Raw genomic sequence first — 21303 nt, 5'->3', positions numbered from 1 at the left:
GATTTAAAATGTAAACTGAGTTCCAAATGTGATTGTACGTAATGGAGGCAATGCCAATCCCTGCGTTTCAGGATCAAGACCTTTGTATTTAGTAAAAGTGACTAAGTTTTGTCCTTGAATAGAAAGGCGGATACTCTGCAAGTATTTCTTTGTTGCCTCATCTAAAGGAATTTGGTAAGAGGCACTTACATTTTTAAGTTTAATGTATGATGCATCAACAACAGAAGCAGTTGATCCTAAATAATTGAAAAAACTATTTTGATATCCTGAACTTAAAACATTTCCTTGTGCTAAATAATCATTATACTCATCCACTTGAAAATTTGCAGTACCGTAAGGGTAACCTGGTTGTGCTCCGGTACTTGACATCAGGGTGGTACCATCTTGTTTTACGAATTGAAATAAAAAGTCAAGGGTAAAGGCTTTATAGCTAATGGTGTTAGAAATACCGCCATAATACTGTGGATAGTTACGGACCATAATATTTTCTATCGCCTCTACCAGTATCAGCGTATCCAGTTGAGATTCTTCCGTCTCCGTTTACGTCTTCAAACTGCGCAATACCAGCAGCATTGACACCTGTAAAATTATATAGATATCTAGATCCTAAAGGTCTTCCAACAACGTATTGAGAGTAATAACTGGTGAATTCTATACCTGGAAATGATACTAATTTGTTAGAATTGGTTGAGATGTTAAACGATGTTGACCAATTTAAATTCTTAGTATGAATATTGGTTGTACCAAGGGTAAATTCCCAACCTTTATTTTCAACTTCAGCTGGTAAATTTGCTGTATAAGTTGTAAATCCTGCTTGTGCACTAAGCGTATAATTTACCAATTGATTGCTCGACGTATTTTTGTAATAGGCCGCCGTAAAAGAAATACGGTCATTTAGGAAACTTAAATCAAGTGCTGCTTCAAATTTCTTAGTTAATCCCCATCTTATGTTAGGGTTTGCAATTCTAGCGGCAGCCATAGAAGCATTTCCGTTACCGTAGTTACGCGTGTCAAAAGTTTCGGCATATTGATAATCTCCAATCTCGTCACTTCCAATTTCTCCATAACTCGAACGTAGTTTTCCAAAACTTAACCATGAAAGATTATTTAAGAATTTTTCCTGAGTAAATACCCATGCAGCACCTACAGAACCAAAATTTCCGAAACGATTATTAGCTCCAAATCGGGAAGAACCATCTCTTCTAAAGTTAACATTTAAAATATATCTATTTTGGATATTGTAGTTAAGTCTGCTGAAAAGTGATATATATTTGTATTCTACACTTCCGTTATTAGCCGTTATACTTTCTGCAGTTCCAAGATTTCCAATTAAATTGTCTGCGCTGTAACCACTTGAATTAACATAAGAAGGCATTTCTGATTTTCTATTTTGCCATGAACCTCCAACAAGTGCTGTTAAGTTTCCTTTCCATAATTCTGTTGTGTAATTAAGCTGAGGTTCAACAGTGAAATTATTCGTATTATTGGTTGAAACAGTATAAGATCTTTGAAAGTTTAAACTCTGGTCATTTGCTTCAGCATAAGCATGATTGGTTGCAGATCCTGGCATAAATTGCTTGGTTTGCATTTGAGCTCTTCCGTATCCTAAATCTGTTTTAAAAGAAAGTCCCTTTGCAATTTCATATTGAAGACTAAAACTAGTAATTAAGTTAAGTCCTTTGTCATCTACTCTTTTTTCTAAAGCAGCAAGAGGATTTATATCACTAAAATAGTCTGGTGACCAGTAGTAACTTCCATCCGCATTGTATAACGGACGGTTAGGAGCAGTACCCACAGCATAAGTTGTGATATCAAAAAATGGAAGTTTATTATTGTCTACTGCAAAAATTACAGAAGCGCCTATTTTTAATTTTCTGTCTAAGGTACTGTGATTGACATTAAAGTTAGTAGAGAATTTATCGTAGCTGAAATTCCCAGGTACAACAGTAGTTTCTTTATGATAAGCACCACTTAAAAGAAAACTCGTTGTTTCGTTTCCGCCTTTTAAGGAAGCCGAGTAATTATTAAAATTAGCTGTTCCTCCAATTAATTTTTTCTGCCAATTTGTATAAGCATTCGGGTCCCAATCTGTAATAGCGATACCATTACTATCAACATCAGCAACATCGCCATTATTGTTTAAAGCCGTTTGAAGCATGTTTAGATAAGTAGGAGTATCTAGAGTTTTGGCCATATGTGCTACTTCCGAAACTCCAGAGTTGGTAGTGATAGTAAATTCTGTTTTACCGCCTTTTCCTTTTTTAGTAGTGATAAGAACAACGCCATTGGCACCTCTGGAACCGTAAATTGCTGTTGCATCTGCATCTTTTAAGATTTCGATACTTTCTATATCATTTGGATTAATGATGTTTAATGGGCTTGTTGATTTTTGAGCACCTCTAATAACATTTTGATCTTGCACTTGTTCTTTAATGTCATCTCCAATATATGGTACGCCATCAACAATATAAAGTGGGAGGTTATTGCCTGCAATGAAATTTCTACCACGGATACTGATATTCATATCACTTCCTGCATAACCAGAAGTCTGCGTTACAAATACTCCGGGAGTTCTTCCTTGTAGGGTTTGTAGAATATTGGTTACGGGTTGTTTTTCAATATCTTCAGAAGTGATCTTTACTACAGATCCTGTAGAAGTTCTTCTAGTTGTTGTACCATAACCAATCACGACTATCTCATCTAGTTTAGCTAGATCGGGCTGCATTTTGATAGTAATGGAAGTTTGATTCTGTACCGTCACTTCTTGCGTTTTATAGCCCAAATAAGATACTTTCAAAACGTGTTTTCCTGAAGGCAATTCGATGTAAAACTGGCCATCAAAGTCTGAAACACCTTGTTTATTACCTCCAACTAAAGCAATAGATACTCCAGGCAAAGGTTGTCCGTTTTCATCTAGAACCTTACCGCTAAGCATGTAGTTTGCTTCGCTGTCATCTTCTTTTGCAATGGCTTTAGGAGTTTCTTTTTTGTAGATCACGACATTTTTGTCTACTTGTTTGTAGACTAAATTACTGCCTTGAAATACGGTATTCAAAATATCACTAACACTTCGGCGTCCTCTCGGTGTAGTCACTTTTGGAAAATCTTTTATGATTTGCGGCTGATAAGCAAATAGTAATCCCGTTTTACTCTCTATTGTTTTAAATAAAGTTTTAATATCCTGATTATGAAGTTCAATATCAACAGATATAGACTCTAGATTCTGGCCGCTCATCTCGGTAGCAAAAATCATATGAGTACCGCACGTCAGCAAGAAAATGTGGAATAAACTGATTCGCATAATCATAATGGTTTTTTTTGACAAGTGAAAAAAAGACGAATTCTTTTCACTGTCAAACATGGTTGTTTTACAGCGTAATTTCATAAATTTGCTTGTTTTTTAATGGTTACTGGATTAATTGTTAAAAATCTCGGCCATCTGGTGTAGGAGCTGGATGGCTTTTTTAATTTAGTTTTGGTTAATGGTTCTGTTTTTAAAGGTTAATATTTAATTTTAAGAAGCTTTCTAAGTAGGAGGTTAGTCGGCTTTTTCTCTATCTATTTTTATTCGCAGCCTTTTCCATCAATAGTGATAAATCCAGCTTTGTTATATCTATATTCGGTTTCAATAACACTGCAGATTACTTTTAGAACATGATCTAAATCTTCTTCATTTAAGAAACTTGCAGTTATTCGGCAGTTTTTAATCTTTTCATTATCCAATAAAATCGAAACTTTGTATTTCTGAGAAATTAAAGAAACCGCTTCAGCCATATTGATATCGTCCAAAATCAGATAATTGTTTTTCCATTCGGTTACAATGGCGGCACTAATCGTATTTTGCTGATAGTCTAGAGTAGTTTTATTGACTTTAATCTGCTGGTTAGGAGTAATCACACCATAAATCTTTTCTGTGTCTCCAACTTGAACTTTACCGCGGGAAACCGTAACTTCAATATTATTAGAAGAATTTCGAGCATTGATGTTAAAAGCCGTACCTAAAACTTTAGTCTGCACTTTTCCAGTATGTACGATAAATGGCTTTTGGTCATTGTGTTTAATATCAAAAAAAGCTTCTCCAGTCAAGGTTACTTCACGAGTTTTACCGTTAAAAGAAGTTTGATCGTATTTTAGACTACTGTTGTCATTTAAAAGAACTGTACTGCCATCAGGAAGATGAACTAATTGCTTACCGCTGAAGTCAATTAAAGCATTTTCTGCTATAACTTCTTGTTGAATAGTTGGAGCAGGCAGAGGTGTTTTTTGTTTAAAAAGAAACGAATTACCAATAGCGATCAAAGCGATAATACTAGCTGCGGCAAAGACAAATTTCACAACTGTTTTGCGGCTTCTTTTCTTAGGGTTTAAATTCAAAACTTTAGATTCGCTTTGCGGTTTAGATAAAATGTAATTTAGAATATCATCTCCTTGTTTTTTATCCATTACTTCAGTAACGTAATCGTTTTTCAGCATATCATGAAGTTTTTCTTTTAGAAAATCATCATGGGTTCCCTGCTGAATTATTTCCATCATTTGCTGCTGCTCTGCATCAGATAGATTATTCTGCAGATAGCCTTCAAATAACTCTTCGAATTTTTTTTGCTGCATTGGTTTAGTAAATTAAATTAGTACTTGTTTGTAAACGGTAGATTGGGTTATCTTTTTTTTTTTTTCAGCCCTTCTGATTTTAGGGATAAGAACGTGTTTTAATATGTCTCTTTATTATAAAGACCATTTAAAAAAGGGGAGGGAGTAGTGAAATGTGAAAAAAAGGTAAAAAAAAGGTAAAATAATAGCCAATGAGGCCTTTTTGAGAGAAAAAACTTTAATCTAAAATTTAAAAAATAGAAGAAGCGTCATGAACATATTCATGTACGGAGAAATTTTAAGACGTATAAATTTTAGAGCTTGAGCCATATGTTTTTTAACAGTATCGGTAGAAATGCCTAAACTTTCGCCAATTTTTTGATGACTTAAACCATCCAGTTTAGCCATTTTATATACTTTTTGCTGCTGCGGAGGAAGCTGCTCAACAATCTGATTTAAAATAGTATTGTACTGCTCATCTTTAATTGAAGTATCGGTATCAATAAAGCCGGCATCTTTTAGATTAATTTCTGATGCGAAATTAGTTTCTCTTGCAATTTTTTTGATAGAATTAAACAAATGATTGCGTGAGATAATATAAATGTAATTTTCAAAATGATCTATTTCTGCTACACTTTCACGATTTTGCCATATCTTCAAGAAAATATCCTGAACGGCTTCTTCTGATAAAATTTTTGATTTGGTAATTCTTAAAGCAGTAGAGTAAACAATATTTTTGTACTGGTTGTATACCGTTGTAAAAGCAAGCTCACTTCCTTGAGATAACTCAAAAAGAAGTTTTTTTTCGTCAATATTTGAATTTTGAGCCATGTTTAAGTAACAATCAATTCAGCAATATTATTTATTTTTTTTCAAACAAAGATTATTTATCTATAATATGCCTTCAAAAATACTGTTTTACTATTTTATGAATAAAATATTAAATTATTGTAAAAATAAACGTTTCAATTTTGCATAAGATTCAATCCTGTTTCAGAACTGTATTTAAATTATTGTAGGTTAAGTCTTGTTTTAATTGAGAATTGAATAAAATACAATAAAAAAAGTATTTTATATTAAAGGATATTTATAAAAAGTATAGATTTGTCTTTTTTCAAGCCCTTCTTTTTTTGCAAGAAAATTATCTTAATTCTTTAATTTGATTTTAATTATGAAAAAGAAGTTATTTATATTACTTAGTTTATGTTGCCATGCGGTTTTTTCGCAGACAGTAAAAAAGCCATTAGTTGATGCAATTACGGTAAAAGATCTTAAAACAGATATGTACCAAATGGCAGGAGACCATTTTAATGGACGGGAAGCCGGCACTTTAGACGAATTAAAGGTATCTGTTTGGCTGGCAGAAAAAGCAAAACAAGCCGGAATGTCTCCCGCAGGAGATGATGGCACTTTTTTTCAATTTTTCGATTTGTATAGACATCAGGTTACCAATTACACCAAATTTAAAATTGGACAAAAAGAATTTAAATTATGGACTGACGTTTTAGTAGCCGAAACCACAACCAATAAAGTTGAAGCACCATTGCTCTATTTGGGAAAAATTTCTACAGAAGAAATTAGGAAAATAGAGGTAAAAGGAAAAGCTGTTGTTTTAATAGCTTCGAAAGATGGAATTTCAGATAATATTTCGCTTTTTGACCGACGTTATCCTGGGTTTGTCAAACAGAAATATTATGAAGATTTAGCTCAAAGGGGAGCTGCGGCTTTAATTATAATTGCAGATCAATTTGGTGAAGAATGCTGGTCTCAAGTCGAACCACAGATGAAGAGAGGAGTGTACGGAATTGAAGGTTATCGTGAAAAAATGCCTGTACCTGCTAGAATGCCTGCCTTTTGGGTTCATAATGATCAAATTGATTTTCTAAAAAACACAAAAGATTATTTGTCAGCTGAAGTAATTTCTGAAACTTACAAATACCCATCTGTAAATGTTGTTGGAAAAATAGACGGAAAAGACCCTGCATTAAAAAATGAGTATGTTCTTTTTAGCGGCCACCAAGACCACGACGGTGTACGACAAAAATACGGTCAGGATTCTATTTACAATGGAGCAGATGATAATGCAAGTACCTGTGTGGCAATGCTCGCGATTGCAAGAGCATTTAAAAAACAGCCCGGAAAAAGATCTGCTTTATTTGTATTTCATGGTTCAGAAGAACGCGGATTATTAGGTTCAAACTGGTATGCATCACATACGACAGTGCCTGAAAAAGATATTATTGCAGTATTAAATGGAGATATGATTGGAAGAAATGATATTAATCAAGCAGCACTTTTAGGTTCTACTGATCCGCATCAAAATTCTCCTGATTTGGTAAATGCTGCCAAAAAAGCGAATGACGAAGGTACCTAAATTTGAATTCGATAAACTTTGGGATAGACCAGAACATCCTGAATTCTTTTACTTTAGATCTGATCATGTTCCTTATGCGCAAAAAGGAATACCTGCCGTTTTTTTTACCAGTGTACTTCACAGTCAATACCACACCCCAATGGATGAATCTGAAAATATAGATTTTGCAAAACTGCATAAAATGACAGAGTGGATGTATCGAACAGGATGGATACTATCTAATAACCCAGAAAGACCTAAATTTTTGCCGCCTAAAAAATCAAAACAATAAATTTATTCCAATTTCAGTATCGAAATAAATCATAAAAAAAGTCCTAATTTGATTAGGACTTTTTTTTGTGAAATAAAAGAGGAAAGAATGTGATTACCAGTTTCCTTGTAATCCTTCTTTAAGAGCACTATTATATTTCTCCAAGTCAAAACTATACAAATCGGGCGCTTTATGTGCTCCGCCTTTTCGCGATTCATCTAATTTTGTTAGAATATCATAACGCAAAATTTTTCTATAAAAATTGCCTCTATTTAATTTTTTACCTAAAATACCTTCATATAATTTTTGAAGTTCAGGCATTGTAAATTTCTCAGGGAGAAGGTTATAGCCAATAGGATGATTGTTCAATTGCTCGCGAAGTGTAATTAATGCTTTGTCAAAAATCAGTCTGTGATCCATCATGAATTCAGGAAGATCTTCTATAGAACACCATTCAACGGTACTAGAAAACTCATCAATTACCAATTTTACTTGCGAATGTTCTGCCAAAGCATAATACCCAATTGATATAAAACGCTGTTTGTACCAAATATCATCAGCATATTCAGCGAAAGCGTCTTCAGAACGATTGCGATCTCCAAAAGTATGAAATTGGTGCAGGTAAATATTTTCAGTTCCTGTTCTGTCTTTCAATATACGAACTGCTGCCTCATCGACATTTTCTGTTTTTTTTACATAACCGCCAGGAAGTCCCCAAGATTCCATGTCTTTCATTTTTAAAAGCAAAACATGAAGAGAATTTTGGTGAAAACTAAAAATAACGCTGTCAATAGAAAGTGTCGGAATATATTTTTTCCAAGCCTCTTTAGACTCATTTTCGAGAAACTTTTTAAAATCCATAAGGGTACAATTAGCTTCAAATTTAAACCTTTTAATAGTTACAAGTCAAATTGTTTAAATTTTTTCTGACAGTTTTGGCATCGTCACAAAAAATTAACTATTGGTGATATTTTTTTAAAATTTCTTTTAAAATCATTTTCAAGTCTTTTCTTCTCTTCGATCATTTTTTTCAATAACTACGGCTCTTTACGCAAACGAGGTAGTTTGTTTTAAGTGTTTATTTGACAATTTATGCATATCTCTTTATTTGTTGTTTTTATGGAATTTATAGGCGGGTTTTAATGCGATAATGAAAATAATAGCATCATTAATTTGCTGATTTGAGAAATTGTATTTAATATTGCTTCATTATGAAGCAATGAAAATTTCATAACAAAAAACCTAACTTAAACTACTCATGAAAAAATTAATTATTGCCACAATTTGTTTGGCATTTTATCCAGCTTCTGAAGCTTTTTCACAAGAAGATAAAAAACAACAAGCCACAGATTCGATTAAAAAGACGACCAAAATTGTAGAATCAGACACCAAAGAAGAAAAAAATAGAAACGTAATGCTAAACGCAGCCAACAATACGGGCCGCGTGATGTAAATATTGGTTTACCTTCGACAGTTGGAGGAATTACCATTCAAGAAAATGATTTACCAGTAGTATATTATTTCTGGCCAGAGTTGCCAAACCGTACTTGGAGACAAAGTACAAGTTTGGGGCGAACAGGTTTATTAAAAATCGGAGAAGCTGCAATTACAACCGGAGATTTAGGTTTTGCCGTTAATTCTTATACCAAACTCGGAACAGATAAACTGGAAGTCGTGGGGAATTTTTCAGGTTCAAGTTTCGGATGGATGAAAGGCGACCTAAATGTTTCTGGGCAGCTTTGGCCAAAGGATGGTCGTACACAATGGGCGCCTATGCCAATTTTGATCCAAATTCATTTGATTTAAAATTTGCTAAGTATTCAGACAGAACACAAATTTACAGAGCAGGTTTAACCAAGAAATTCAATAACGGAAAAGGACAGATCAGCTTTTTATATAAATATGCCAACTCAGCTTCTTTAACCAATTATGCTGTTTTTAGATACAAAGAAGGAGGAAAAGTAGAAGAATACAATGACTTTAAAATCGGACGTGATTCGTATATCGTTAATGACGGAATCATGAAGTTTAAAGATATACTAACGGGAGAAACTAAATTTGCTGATATGGGAGGAAGTGACGCTGCATCAACTTCGCATACCTTCGACATTTTAGGAAATTATGATCTGGCAAATGATTGGAAGTTAAATTTCTCGACTCGTTTTCGTTATGCAGAAGCATCTCAGTTAATCGCAATTCCGCTTGGGATTTTTCAAGCTACTGCAGCAGATAATTTCACTTACAAATCAAACGGGAATGCATACGTTGGTAATGTAAACTCAATGTTGGGATTATACACAGACGGAACGCCTACAAAAACGGCTTTATCTCGATTTGAAATTACAAAAAGCGTAGAAAAACACAAATGGAGATTTGGTATTACAGAATACTATTATCAAGTTGATGACTTCACATCGAGTAGATCATTCTTTAACCAAACAGTTAGTGCAAACCCAGATAAATTGGTTCGTAATACGCCAGGCGGCACTTCAAATACAGACGCCGACGGATTTTACAATTACAACGTTGGAGGTGAATACCACAATGGTTTTGAAAATAAATTATCTGGATATTTCTCTGATAACTGGGCCGTTAATGATCGTTTTAGTTTGGCTTATGGTGTTAATTTAAGATACCACAAATTAAAAGGAGACTATTATTTAACACCAAGAACGCCAGATTTAGTATTTGACCCAAGTCAGAAAACCTATTTTGATAACAATTGGTTTCATTTAGGAGGGTCTATAAATGCAGTTTACAAAGTAACCAAAAGAGCAGGAATTCTTGCAGACTTTACCTATACAGAAAAAAATGGACAGTTAGAGAGTTATTCTGGAGCTGTGGAGCCTAATTTGGCAAAAACTAAAAGCCCTTTAGGAGCTTTTGGATTATATTTCAATCATGAAAAATTCAGTGTTGTATCGCAGGCAACTTATTTGACAAGAAATAATTATCAGGCAAGATTAAATTTAGTAAATCCATCAAATGCAAGCCAGTCAGAAGTAGCAACAGTTTTCTATGATATTCAGACTATAGGCTGGACAACAGACATTGTGACTTCACCGTTCAAAGGATTTAATCTGCATTATTTAATTACGTTTCAAGATCCTGTTTATAAAAATTACGATTTCAATGCTTTTGGAAATAGCTATTCTTACAACGACAAAAATGTTCTAGAAATCTCTAAAGTATTAATGGAAATCGATCCGAGTTATACGTACAAAGATTTCAAATTCTGGGCTAGTTTCCGCTATTTCAGTAAACAATATGCGAATCAAACTAATGCTTTGTTTTTCGCACCAAGATGGGAAACTTTTGGAGGTGTAAACTACAAAATAAACAATCATTTTGATATTGGTCTAACTGCGGTAAACTTCTTAAATCAAACAGGAGCAAAAGGAACAATCAATGGAGCGGAGTTAATTACAGATGCTTCGGCTTATTACGATCAGCTTTTGGTTGGATCTTACATCAGACCATTCACTTTAGAAGCTTCTCTTAATTTCAGATTCTAAATTTTATTTCGCATGAAAAAAATAATCATAACTGCCGGTTTCGCTTTTTTTCTAAGCGTTACTATGCAGGCACAGCAAGGAAACTTTACGATTGTAAAAAATAACAAAGGTGCAGATTTGGGATATTCTTCCGAATCTGGCATCAAAATTCTAACCGTTAACGGAAAGAAATTTAAAGATTTAAATAAAAACGGAAAGCTTGATAAATATGAAGATTGGCGCCTTTCGGCAGATGAAAGAGCCAAAGATTTAGCTTCAAAAATGTCGGTGGAACAAATCGCAGGATTAATGCTTTACAGTCGTCATCAAGCACTTCCTGCTCCTGCAGACGGATATAGAGCAGGGCATTATAATGGAAAAGTTTTTGCTGAAAGCGGTGCTAAACCTTGGCAGCTTACAGATGAGCAAAAGTTATTTCTGAAAGATGATAATCTTCGACATGTATTGATTACCAGTGTCGAAACGCCAGAAATAGCCGCTTTATGGAACAATGAAATGCAGGCTTTTGTAGAAGGAATTGGATTTGGAATTCCAAGTAATACCAGTACAGATCCGCGTCACATGGCAAATGTTACGTCTGAGTTTAACGCAGGAGCGGGAGGAACAATCTCGATGTGGCCAGACGGTTTGGGAATGGCATCCACATTTGACCCAAAAATTGTAGAACAGTTTGGACAAATTGCCGCAAAAGAATATCGTGCGTTAGGAATTGCAACGGCTTTGTCTCCTCAAATCGATTTGGGTTCTGAGCCAAGATGGTACAGAATTTCGATGACTTTCGGCGAAAGCCCAGCTTTAACCAGAGATATGGGAAGAGCTTATATCGACGGATTTCAAACTTCATACGGAAAAGACGAAATCAAAGACGGTTGGGGTTATAAAAGTGTAAATGCCATGGTAAAGCATTGGCCAAGTGGCGGTGCTGAAGAAGGCGGACGCGATGGGCATTGGGCGTACGGAAAATTTGCGGTTTATCCAGGAAATAATTTACAACAGCACATTGATCCGTTTATTAATGGCGCTTTCAAATTGAAAGGAAAAACCAGTAAAGCTTCGGCAGTAATGCCTTATTACACGATCACTTTTGATCAGGATAAAAAATACAATGAAAATGTAGCCAACGGTTACAGCAAATATATCATTACCGATTTATTGAGAGATAAATACGGTTACGATGGCGTAGTTTGTACCGATTGGTTAGTAACGGGTGACGAAGGAAAAACACCAAATTTATTTGCAGGAAAACCTTGGGGAGTTGAAAATCTTTCAATCGATCAAAGACATTACAAAGCGATTATTGCCGGAGTAGATCAGTTTGGCGGGAACAATGATAAGAAACCAGTTTTGGCTGCTTATGAAATGGGAGTTAAAGAATTTGGAGAATCTTTTATGAGAGCCAGATTTGAAAGATCAGCAGTTCGTTTATTGAAAAACATTTTTAGAGTTGGACTTTTTGAAAATCCATATTTAAATGTTGAGGAAACAAAAGCGGTTGTCGGAAATCCTGAGTTTATGAAAGCAGGTTATGATGCACAGTTAAAATCGGTTGTGTTGTTGAAAAACAAAGCTGCGGTTTTGCCAGTAAAAGAAAAGAAAACCGTTTTTATTCCGAAAATCTATACGGCTTCAACCAAAGACTGGTGGGGCGTTGCGAGCCAGCCAAAACTGGAATATCCAGTAAATCTAGAATTGGTTAAGAAATATTACAATGTTACAGAAGATCCTTCGAAAGCCGATTTCGCGATTGTTTTTGTAACAAGTCCGCAGAGTTTAGAAGGCGGTTATGATTTAAAAGACAGACAAAACGGAAGCAACGGTTATGTGCCAATTTCACTTCAATACGGAACATACACAGCAACCGAAGCCAGAACAAAAAGCATCGCAGCCGGAGATCAGGTAATTGATCCAACGATTAAAGACAGAACTTATAAAAACAAAACGGTTACCGTTGCCAATACTATGGATTTGAGAACGATTCTCGATACCAAAGATATGATGAATGGAAAACCGGTTATTGTTTCGGTTACGGCATCAAAACCTATGATTTTCAATGAATTCGAAAAACAGGTTGACGGAATTGTGTTGAATTTCGGAGTTTCTTCTCAAGCTGTTTTAGATATTATTTCAGGAAAATCAGAACCTTCAGGATTACTTCCAGTTCAAATGCCAGCGAACATGGAAACGGTAGAAAAACAATTTGAAGACGTTCCTTATGATATGATTCCGCATAAAGACAGTGAGGGAAATATCTATGATTTTGCTTTTGGATTGAACTGGAAAGGGGTTATCAAAGATGCCCGTACTGAGGTTTATAAAAAGAAGTAATTGATTTAATCTCGCAAAGACGCAGAGGCGCAAAGTTTTTTTCTTTTAAGTTTTTAAACTTGGCGTCTTTGCGACTTTGCGAGAAACCACACAAGAGGCATAATCACTTTATTAAAAAGAACTTTTATGAAAAGATACAGACATTTACTAATCCTGATATTCTCATTATGGACAGGATTCGTTTCACAAGCCCAATCAACAGCTAAAAATTCATTTTCAAAAGATTTGGTAGTGCCTAGAATGCGTGTTATTGTCGACAATGATTTTAGCGGAGATCCCGACGGATTATTTCAATTGGTGCATCAAATCTTATCGCCTTCGGCAGAAATTAGAGGAATAATTGGTTCGCATTTAAAACCGGGAGATGGTTTTGATTCTTCTTCAGAAACTGCCACAAATGCGGTTAAAAAAGTAAAAGAACTTTTGGAAGTAATGAAACTTCAAAACGCTTTTCCAGTTTATGAAGGTTCCAATTTACAATTGAAAGATACTAAAACACCAAATATTTCAGAAGGCGCAAAGGCAATTGTAAAAGAAGCTATGCGCGACGATGTAAAAACACCGCTTTATGTACTTTGTGGTGCAGGTTTAACAGAAATTGCAAGCGCTTATTTACTAGAACCTAAAATTGCAAATCGTCTTACTCTGGTTTGGATTGGTGGTCCGGAATACACAGATTTAGCAACGCCACCGCCGGGATATACGCCGCTAGAATACAATTTAGGAATTGATATTACGGCAGGACAAGTCGTTTTTAATGACTCAAAAATTCCAATTTGGCAAATTCCAAGAAATGCGTATCGCCAGACTTTATTGTCGTATTCTGAATTGTTGCTAAAAGTAAAACCGCAAGGAAAAACGGGAGAATATCTTTCAGAAAAAATAGAAAGTCTGATGAAAAGAGTACAGCAATTCAATCTTCATATTGGCGAAACTTACATTATGGGAGACAGTCCGTTAGTTTTATTAACGGCGCTGCAATCTTCTTTTGAGGCAGATCCGAGTTCGAGCTCTTATGTCTTAAAATCTTCACCATTAATTAATGCGCAGGGTCTTTATGAAACGAATCATAACGGAAGAAATATTCGGGTTTACAATCAATTAGATACACGATTGATGTTTGAAGATTTCTTTGCCAAACTGCAACTGTTTAAAACAACTAAATAACAATCAAACTATTATGAAATTAATATACACATTTTTAGCAACGGGATTTCTATTATTAGGAACTTCTGTTACAGCACAAGAAACCATAAAATTATACCAAGGAAAAGCGCCTGGATCTGAAAACTGGACACAAAAAGAAGCTCAAATGTATTCCGATCTTTTTAAAACTGAAGTTGTTTACAATGTAACAGATCCCTCCTTATTAGTTTATCAAGTTCCAAAAGGAGTTAAAAATACAGGAACAGCCATTGTCATTGCTCCAGGCGGAGGTTTTCAAAGTTTATCCATCAATAGGGAAGGAAAAGAATTAGCAGAAATTTTAAGCAAAAAAGGAATTACTGCTTTTGTTTTAAAATACCGTCTTAATAAAACCGAAACCAACGATCCTGCAAGAGAAATGATGGACAAATTGAAAGACAGAGCCGCTTTTGAAAAAAACTCTTTGGCAACTATTCAATTGGCAGCTCAAGACGGGAAAAATGCGCTGAATTATGTTCGAACAAATGCTTCTAAATATGGCATTGACACTAAAAAAGTCGGTATAATCGGGTTTTCGGCAGGAAGTACGGTGGCGATGGAAACCGTTTTGGATAATAAAGCAGAACAGCTTCCAGATTTTGTAGCGAATATTTACGGCGGACCAAGACCAGAGCTTTTGAGTGTTCCGGCACCAGAAAAAAAGATTCCAATGTTTGTATGTGCCGCGAGTGATGACCAATTAAAACTGGCTCCAAGAAGTATTCAAATGTATAATAAATGGCTTGAAGCAGGACAGACTGTTGAGCTTCATATATATTCAAAAGGCGGACATGGTTTTGGAACTGGAAAACAAAATCTGCCAGTTGATTCATGGGAAAACCGTTTTGAAGAATGGCTTTCTTTAGAAGGATTTTTATCTAAATAAATATTGAAGGTTTCACGCAGATTTAAAAGGATTTAAGCAGATAAAGGCAGATTTTTTTAATTAAATCTGCTTAAATCTGTCTAGATCTGCGTGAAAAAAAAGACTTTAAAAACTATATATTATGAAACATAAAATTATAAAAACAGGAAAAATTACGCTTTTGACGGCGTTAGTGCTTTCTAATTTGTCTTGGAAAACTGTTCCGAATGACGAAACAAATCCACCGCTTTTAACTATTAAAGGATTCACATTTACCGATTATAACAGAAACGGGAAATTAGATATTTGGGAAGATACACGTCTTTCGGTTAATCAAAGAATTGATGCCATCATCAAAGAAATGACCAATGCAGAAAAAGTGGAACTTTTGATTGGAACCGGAATGCCGGGAATCGAAGTTTTGACTGGTCCTGTTGGAGATTCTAAACAAGGTTTGGTTCCTGGAGCAGCGGGAGGAACGGCTGCTTTCGAACGTTTCGGAATTCCTGCAACGGTTGTTGCCGATGGTCCAGCTGGATTAAGAATCGCACCAACAAGAGAAAATGATTCTAAAACGTATTATGCAACGGCATTTCCAGTTGGAACGGCTTTAGCTTCAACTTGGAATAAAGCGCTTTTGGAAGAAGTTGGAAAAGCAATGGGGAATGAAGTAAAAGAATACGGTGTGGATGTTTTATTAGCGCCAGCTTTGAATATCCACCGAAATCCATTAAACGGAAGAAATTTCGAATATTATTCTGAAGATCCTTTAATTTCAGGAAAAACTGCTGCGGCAATTGTAAATGGAATTCAGTCGCAAGGCGTTGGAACTTCAATTAAACATTTCGCTGTAAATAATGAAGAAAGTAACCGTTTAACCATCAATGCTCATGTTTCTGAAAGAGCAATTAGAGAATTGTATTTAAAAGGTTTTGAAATCACGGTTAAAGAGTCGCAGCCTTGGACAGTGATGTCTTCTTACAACAAATTAAACGGAACTTACACGTCTGACAGAAAAGACCTTTTAACTCAAGTTTTAAGAGACGAATGGGGTTTTAAAGGAATTGTAATGACAGATTGGTTTGGTGGTTTTCCAGGTTTTGAATCGATTTCGAAAGGTTCAAACTCTGATGTTGTACAGCAGATGATTGCGGGAAATGATTTATTGATGCCAGGAATTCCAGTTCAGAAAAAAGCGTTGTTGGCTGCCTTAGATTCTGGCAAATTATCTCAAGAAGTGGCAAATGTAAACGTGAAAAGGATTTTAGAATACGTTTTCCGTACGCCGACTTTCGCTAAATACAAATACAGCGATAAACCAAACCTGACTAAAAATGCTGAAGTAACCAGAAATGCGGCTGCAGAAGGAATGGTTTTACTTAAAAATACCAACAATGCTTTGCCTTTTGCAGACAAACAAAAAGAGGTTTCGGTATTTGGAGTTACTTCTTACGCTTGGATTACAGGAGGAACAGGAAGCGGAAGTGTGAATAACAAACACACTGTTTCTCTTTTAGAAGGTTTAACTGCGGCGGGTTACAAACTAGATAAAGAGTTGGTTGATTTGTACAAACCGCATGCTGAAAAAGAAGTGGCAGCTGAACTAGAAAACAGAAAAGCAAGAGGAATTTTGGCTTTGCCAGAAAGACTTCCAGAACTAAAAATGGACGATGCTTTTATTGCTAAAAAGCAGCAAGTTCCGAAATTGCTTTCGTGACTTTAGGAAGAAATTCTGGAGAAGGCGGGGACAGAGTTGTCAATAATGATTTTAATATGGCTGATGAAGAAATTCAAATGCTGGATAAAATATCAAAAGCTTTTCATGCTAAAGGAAAAAAAGTAGTCGTTATTTTAAATATTGGCGGAGTTATCGAAACAGCTTCTTGGAAAGATAAAGTAGATGCTATTTTATTAGCTTGGCAGCCAGGTCAGGAAGGCGGACATTCTGTTGCAGATGTAGTTTCTGGAAAAATAAATCCTTCTGGAAAATTGACGATGACTTTCCCAGCGAAATATTCAGATACGCCTTCAGCGAAAAATTTCCCAGGATTTCCAGTTGATAATCCGAAAGAAGTAACTTATGAAGAAGGCGTGTATGTTGGATACCGTTATTTCAATACGTTCAACATTAAACCTTCTTACGAATTTGGATTTGGAAGTTCGTATACAACTTTTGAATATTCAGGAGTTAAATTAAGTTCTCCAACTTTCAAGGATAAATTGACTGTTTCTGTTACGGTAAAAAACACTGGAAAAGTGGCAGGAAAAGAAGTAGTGCAGTTGTATCTTTCTGCACCTTCAAAATCAATTGATAAACCGAAAGAAGAATTGAAATCTTTTGGAAAAACAAAAGAATTAAAACCGGGTGAAAGCCAAACGTTGACTTTGACTTTATCGCCAAAAGATCTGGCTTCTTTCTTAGAAAACAGAAGTGCTTGGATTGCAGAAGCAGGCGAGTATAAAGTACTTGTAGGAGCTTCTTCTTTAAATATTAAACAAACAGCATCGTTTTCGGTTGAAAAAGAAATTACAGTGGAGAAAGTGAAGAAAGCTTTTGAATTAGATTCGAAGTTTACAGAGCTTAAACCATAAATTTTAGTTAGTTATTTCTGAAAGCCGTCTTGATTTTTTCAAGGCGGTTTTTTTTATTTGGTTGAAGCGGGCTTGTATTTTATAATGATCCCGATTCTGTTTTTGTGAATCTCTTCTATCATTTATAACATTTGTTTTTCTATATTTGAAACTCAGCATACAAGAAAAGGAAGTTTTGCATTGGCTGATAGTGAAATCTAAATTTGGTACTATTATGAAATTTAAACTTTTTTCTGCTATTGCGATTTTGTGGATAGCAGGCTGCTACGGACAAGAGATTTCTTCAAATAAAATATTTAAAGAAATCGCTTTGGTGAACGGAATCGAATTTATAAACCCGAAATATGACCAGCCAAAATTTAGTTGTGGCTTTCTTATAAAATATAACAATGAAACATTTGCTGTAACAGCAAAACATATACTTAAGATTATTAAGCCCGAAAAAATGACAACCCTGTCGTTGGAGAGCTATATTAAAAATTGGATATTATACCCATTAAACAATAAGTCCGAAATTGTAATTTGTGATAAATTATTAAATGAAGACAAGTCTGAGTTATTGGAAGCCAAGTCAACTTATGATAATGATTGGCTGGTATTTTCCATAAAGCAAAATTCTTCCAGTATTATACCTTTGGAAATAAGAAATACTCCTTTAATTCAGGGAGAAAAATTATATGTTGTGGGTTGGACCAGAACGATGGAAAATGGAACCTCAAAGGGTATATGAATTTGAATATTATAAAACAATTTCAAATCGCATTTTATTAAAAGATATTCTTGTGCCAGAGAAATTCGGAGGACTTAGTGGGGCTCCATTAGTAGATGAAAATGGTTTACTTGTTGGGATTGTCTCAAATGGAACAGTTGATCCAGATTCAGATAAGAAGTTTTTCTCTCCATGCTCAATAACGAATTTAGTATCTTTTATGGAAAACAGAAAACATGATAAATAGAAAGCCTTTCCTGTAAAAAGGGGGTAGCGCGAGGCTGTTGTTTTTTGACAAACCCGATTGTCAAAATACAACTAAAAAGTGGAAGCTGGCAGTATTCTAGAATAGGTGTTTTTATAAAATAACAAGAGACGGCCATCAGGTCGTCTCTTGTTATTTTAATTAGTAAGAATGATTTTGGCTTACCTTATGTTTAAAATTAGGTTATTATAAAAGAATGTAATTTTATTTAATTTCCAAATTTGTCTCTTTTTTAGATTGAAACCCTGTCGCTTCACTCTCATCAATCATATCAATAGTTTTTGGATGAAGGCTCACCAGCTGTAAAACGATGGCAGTAAGCACTACAAATAACAGTAGAACAAAAACGTGTCTCATTCCTCCATTATCAGCGGCTTTTCCTAAAAACTCTGTAATAATAGCTCCGGCTGAAATACCTGCAAAATTCATAATTCCATATCCCGTAGCCCTGTATCGGGGAGCAACAAACTGACAAAGAATAGGCATATTGTTGGTGTCGTATATTCCAAATCCAAGTCCAAAAAGGACAGCGCCAAAAACAATAGCGGTTATGTCACAGCAATAGCCAAATAAAAATAATGCCGGGATGGTAAGAAACAATCCAATAGCGCTAGTGTAAATTCTTCCTTTAAGATGTTTCATCACCCATCTGTCTGAAATGGCACCTCCAATTAAAACGCCAAAAAAGGAAGACATGGAAATGGTTACCGTTGCAATTGGCCCCGCCAGAGACATGTCCAAATGTAAAGTTTCAGTAAATAAGGTGGGTAACCAGTTTTTGGCCGCCCAGCCTGGTAAACTTGGTGCAGAAAAATAAAAGAGCAAAACCCAAAAGGAGATATTACCGAATAATATTCCCAATCCTTTGAACATCTGCTTGAATTCAAAGCGGACAGATGACTTTTCTCTAGGATCTAAAAAGTAAGTTTTCTTTTCTTGTATAAAAAATATCAGTATTAAACTGTAAAGCACACCGAATAAGCCTACGGAGTGAAAGCTGAAATGCCAGGAAAAATACTTAGAAATAGTGGCTCCAAAACCACCGAGCGCCTGTCCTAAATAAATTCCAGTGGTATGAATCGCAATTGCAAAAGAGCGTGTTTTTTCTTGATGGTAATCTGCTATTAAGGATAAGGCAGCCGGAATATAAAAGGCTTCACTAAAACCCATAATGCCGCGCAAAATATAAATCTGATTGAAAGTTGTGGCATAACCCATTGCCATAGTCACCCCAGACCAAATAAAAAGACTGCCTATAATGATTCTTTTTCGGTTAAACCGATCTGCTATAATTCCAGAAACAGGACTCATAAGCGCATAAATCCAAAGGAAAACTGCCATCAAAAGTCCGAAATTTTCAGCTTTAGCCAATTCAGGAATGTCATCCATCATCGCTGATTTCATAGTGGAGAGCATTTGCCGGTCTAAATAATTCAATAAAGCAACAAACCATAGCAGGCCGACAACAATCCATGGATAGGATTTTTTTTCATTCAATTTTGCAATCATTCTCTTTTTTCAAAATAAAGGCCGAATATACGAATTCAAAAGCAACAGGAAAGAATTGTTTTTCCAGTTAAATTGTTTTCCGTCTGCGTTCATAAGTAAGAATGAATAATCAATATATAACTTTTTCACTTTGCTGAGCATTTTTAAACGGGTAAGCCACAAAATAAAACGGATAAATGTCGAAGCACGTATTGACTTTTCAAATTCTGAAGTGGTGGCCCTGAAATTAAGATTGTTTGGCCCTAGGTTTACTATGTTTAGTGATTTTTATGTGTTATTATAATAGATTAAAAATCAGCCTGCTGTAACATTTATTCCTTTTCGCACACCAACTAACATAAAAATATTCTATATGAAATTTATGAAATCCTTATTTCTTCTTTATGCAGGCCTTTTTTTATTATGTTTTACTGCAAATGCCCAAGAAAAAACACAGTCCCCTGATCACAATGAAATTATTAAGAAACTAATTAAAAATGAAGAGTATGAAATGAATTGGTTTGCAGTTCGTGATACTGCAAAAATTGAAATTGGAAAGGTATTTACTAAAATCGCTAAAACAAAAAACACAATAAAAGTAACCACGACGGTAAAAATGAAAAATATGCCGGACTGGGTTGATGAAACTGTAGCGGAACTTCCTAACTTAAACCCTGTAAAACATACTTCTGTCAACACCCAAAGAGACATAGAGCTTAATTTCGGGAAACAAACAACTGGTTATTATCTCGATAAAAAGGATAACAAAAAAATAGATATTAAAGAAGAAACAATAGGAAGCTTTTTTGACAGCAATATTTATCCTCAAATAATCCGCTGGCTTCCGCTAAAAGAAAATTATAAAACAGAAATAACTATTTTTGACTATAATCTTGTCACAAAAGCTGCAATTCTTAAAGCAAATATAACGAACACCAAAAAAGGTTTCCTTGCTGGAAAATCGGTGTGGATTGTTACTGTCACAGATGGTATTTCGCAAAACAAAACGATAAATACTTATTATATTGATTCCCAAACCAATCAATTTTTGAAACAGGAAATTGATATGGGAAAAAATAAAATGATAATGGAAAAAGTAAATTAATTTCTAATGTTCAATAGTAATCATCTCAATATTTGAGCTGGGT

At 34.9% G+C, this 21303-nt stretch carries 19 protein-coding genes; 13 read left to right on the top strand and 6 right to left on the bottom strand.

Annotation, left to right across the window (positions count from 1 at the left end; all coding sequences use genetic code 11):
• Positions 1 to 3: 3 nt before the first annotated feature.
• From ACPWTF_RS03425 to ACPWTF_RS03410, 4 genes are all read right to left on the bottom strand, one after another.
• Positions 4 to 480 carry a hypothetical protein gene (locus tag ACPWTF_RS03425; RefSeq protein ID WP_427874410.1) on the bottom strand — a complete coding sequence of 159 codons (477 nt, stop codon included), beginning with the start codon at positions 478 to 480 and terminating at the stop codon, positions 4 to 6.
• Positions 470 to 3385 carry a SusC/RagA family TonB-linked outer membrane protein gene (locus tag ACPWTF_RS03420; RefSeq protein WP_427874409.1) on the bottom strand — a complete coding sequence of 972 codons (2916 nt, stop codon included), beginning with the start codon at positions 3383 to 3385 and terminating at the stop codon, positions 470 to 472. The genes ACPWTF_RS03425 and ACPWTF_RS03420 overlap by 11 nt, the downstream gene beginning before the upstream one ends.
• Positions 3386 to 3564: 179 nt before the next feature.
• Positions 3565 to 4608: a FecR family protein gene (locus ACPWTF_RS03415; protein ID WP_427874408.1), complete on the bottom strand. Its 1044-nt coding sequence runs from the start codon at positions 4606 to 4608 to the stop codon at positions 3565 to 3567.
• Positions 4609 to 4830: 222 nt separating this feature from the next.
• Positions 4831 to 5418, bottom strand: a complete 588-nt coding sequence (locus ACPWTF_RS03410; protein ID WP_427874407.1) for an RNA polymerase sigma factor — start codon at positions 5416 to 5418, stop codon at positions 4831 to 4833.
• A gap of 340 nt (positions 5419 to 5758) precedes the next feature.
• On the opposite strand from ACPWTF_RS03410, the gene ACPWTF_RS03405 reads away from it, so the two are divergent.
• The gene (locus ACPWTF_RS03405; RefSeq protein ID WP_427874406.1) at positions 5759 to 6961 is read left to right on the top strand and encodes a M28 family metallopeptidase; all 1203 of its coding nucleotides are present in this window, start codon (positions 5759 to 5761) and stop codon (positions 6959 to 6961) included.
• The gene (locus tag ACPWTF_RS03400; RefSeq protein WP_427874405.1) at positions 6945 to 7232 is read left to right on the top strand and encodes a M28 family peptidase; all 288 of its coding nucleotides are present in this window, start codon (positions 6945 to 6947) and stop codon (positions 7230 to 7232) included. Before ACPWTF_RS03405 ends, ACPWTF_RS03400 begins: the two co-directional genes overlap by 17 nt.
• Before the next feature lie 93 nt (positions 7233 to 7325).
• Here the strand turns inward: ACPWTF_RS03400 and ACPWTF_RS03395 are convergent, their stop codons facing one another.
• Positions 7326 to 8072, bottom strand: coding sequence for an NrtR DNA-binding winged helix domain-containing protein (locus tag ACPWTF_RS03395; protein ID WP_427874404.1), 747 nt, complete (start codon positions 8070 to 8072; stop codon positions 7326 to 7328).
• 397 nt (positions 8073 to 8469) lie between these two features.
• On the opposite strand from ACPWTF_RS03395, the gene ACPWTF_RS03390 reads away from it, so the two are divergent.
• From ACPWTF_RS03390 to ACPWTF_RS03345, 10 genes are all read left to right on the top strand, one after another.
• Positions 8470 to 8664 carry a hypothetical protein gene (locus ACPWTF_RS03390; protein ID WP_427874403.1) on the top strand — a complete coding sequence of 65 codons (195 nt, stop codon included), beginning with the start codon at positions 8470 to 8472 and terminating at the stop codon, positions 8662 to 8664.
• An 80-nt stretch (positions 8665 to 8744) separates the two neighbouring features.
• Complete coding sequence (locus tag ACPWTF_RS03385; RefSeq protein WP_427874402.1) at positions 8745 to 9017, top strand: hypothetical protein; 273 nt, start codon at positions 8745 to 8747, stop codon at positions 9015 to 9017.
• Positions 8975 to 10726 (top strand): TonB-dependent receptor, encoded by a 1752-nt coding sequence (locus ACPWTF_RS03380; protein WP_427874401.1) that lies wholly within the window; start codon positions 8975 to 8977, stop codon positions 10724 to 10726. Before ACPWTF_RS03385 ends, ACPWTF_RS03380 begins: the two co-directional genes overlap by 43 nt.
• A 12-nt stretch (positions 10727 to 10738) precedes the next feature.
• The gene (locus ACPWTF_RS03375) at positions 10739 to 13051 is read left to right on the top strand and encodes a glycoside hydrolase family 3 N-terminal domain-containing protein (protein ID WP_427874400.1); all 2313 of its coding nucleotides are present in this window, start codon (positions 10739 to 10741) and stop codon (positions 13049 to 13051) included.
• A gap of 126 nt (positions 13052 to 13177) precedes the next feature.
• Positions 13178 to 14218, top strand: coding sequence for a nucleoside hydrolase (locus ACPWTF_RS03370; protein ID WP_427874399.1), 1041 nt, complete (start codon positions 13178 to 13180; stop codon positions 14216 to 14218).
• Between the two features lie 13 nt (positions 14219 to 14231).
• On the top strand, positions 14232 to 15122 hold the full coding sequence (locus ACPWTF_RS03365) for an alpha/beta hydrolase (protein ID WP_427874398.1): 891 nt from the start codon (positions 14232 to 14234) through the stop codon (positions 15120 to 15122).
• Between the two features lie 121 nt (positions 15123 to 15243).
• The gene (locus tag ACPWTF_RS03360) at positions 15244 to 16818 is read left to right on the top strand and encodes a glycoside hydrolase family 3 N-terminal domain-containing protein (protein WP_427874397.1); all 1575 of its coding nucleotides are present in this window, start codon (positions 15244 to 15246) and stop codon (positions 16816 to 16818) included.
• Positions 16815 to 17693, top strand: a complete 879-nt coding sequence (locus ACPWTF_RS03355; RefSeq protein ID WP_427874395.1) for a glycoside hydrolase family 3 C-terminal domain-containing protein — start codon at positions 16815 to 16817, stop codon at positions 17691 to 17693. Before ACPWTF_RS03360 ends, ACPWTF_RS03355 begins: the two co-directional genes overlap by 4 nt.
• Before the next feature lie 214 nt (positions 17694 to 17907).
• A complete protein-coding gene (locus tag ACPWTF_RS03350; RefSeq protein WP_427874394.1) occupies positions 17908 to 18423 on the top strand; it encodes a hypothetical protein in 516 nt (171 codons plus the stop codon).
• The gene (locus ACPWTF_RS03345; protein ID WP_427874393.1) at positions 18401 to 18649 is read left to right on the top strand and encodes a hypothetical protein; all 249 of its coding nucleotides are present in this window, start codon (positions 18401 to 18403) and stop codon (positions 18647 to 18649) included. The genes ACPWTF_RS03350 and ACPWTF_RS03345 overlap by 23 nt, the downstream gene beginning before the upstream one ends.
• Positions 18650 to 18871: 222 nt before the next feature.
• Here the strand turns inward: ACPWTF_RS03345 and ACPWTF_RS03340 are convergent, their stop codons facing one another.
• Positions 18872 to 20176 (bottom strand): MFS transporter, encoded by a 1305-nt coding sequence (locus tag ACPWTF_RS03340; protein ID WP_427874392.1) that lies wholly within the window; start codon positions 20174 to 20176, stop codon positions 18872 to 18874.
• A 352-nt stretch (positions 20177 to 20528) separates the two neighbouring features.
• On the opposite strand from ACPWTF_RS03340, the gene ACPWTF_RS03335 reads away from it, so the two are divergent.
• Entirely contained in the window at positions 20529 to 21260 is a 732-nt protein-coding gene (locus ACPWTF_RS03335) for a hypothetical protein (protein WP_427874391.1), read from the top strand.
• Positions 21261 to 21303 lie beyond the last annotated feature (43 nt).

The organism is Flavobacterium sp. MMS24-S5 (assembly GCF_050320125.1).
Classification (GTDB): Bacteria; Bacteroidota; Bacteroidia; order Flavobacteriales; family Flavobacteriaceae; genus Flavobacterium; species Flavobacterium tyrosinilyticum.
Note: the sequence above shows the minus strand (reverse complement) of the source record. Positions and strands in the feature narration are given on the sequence as shown.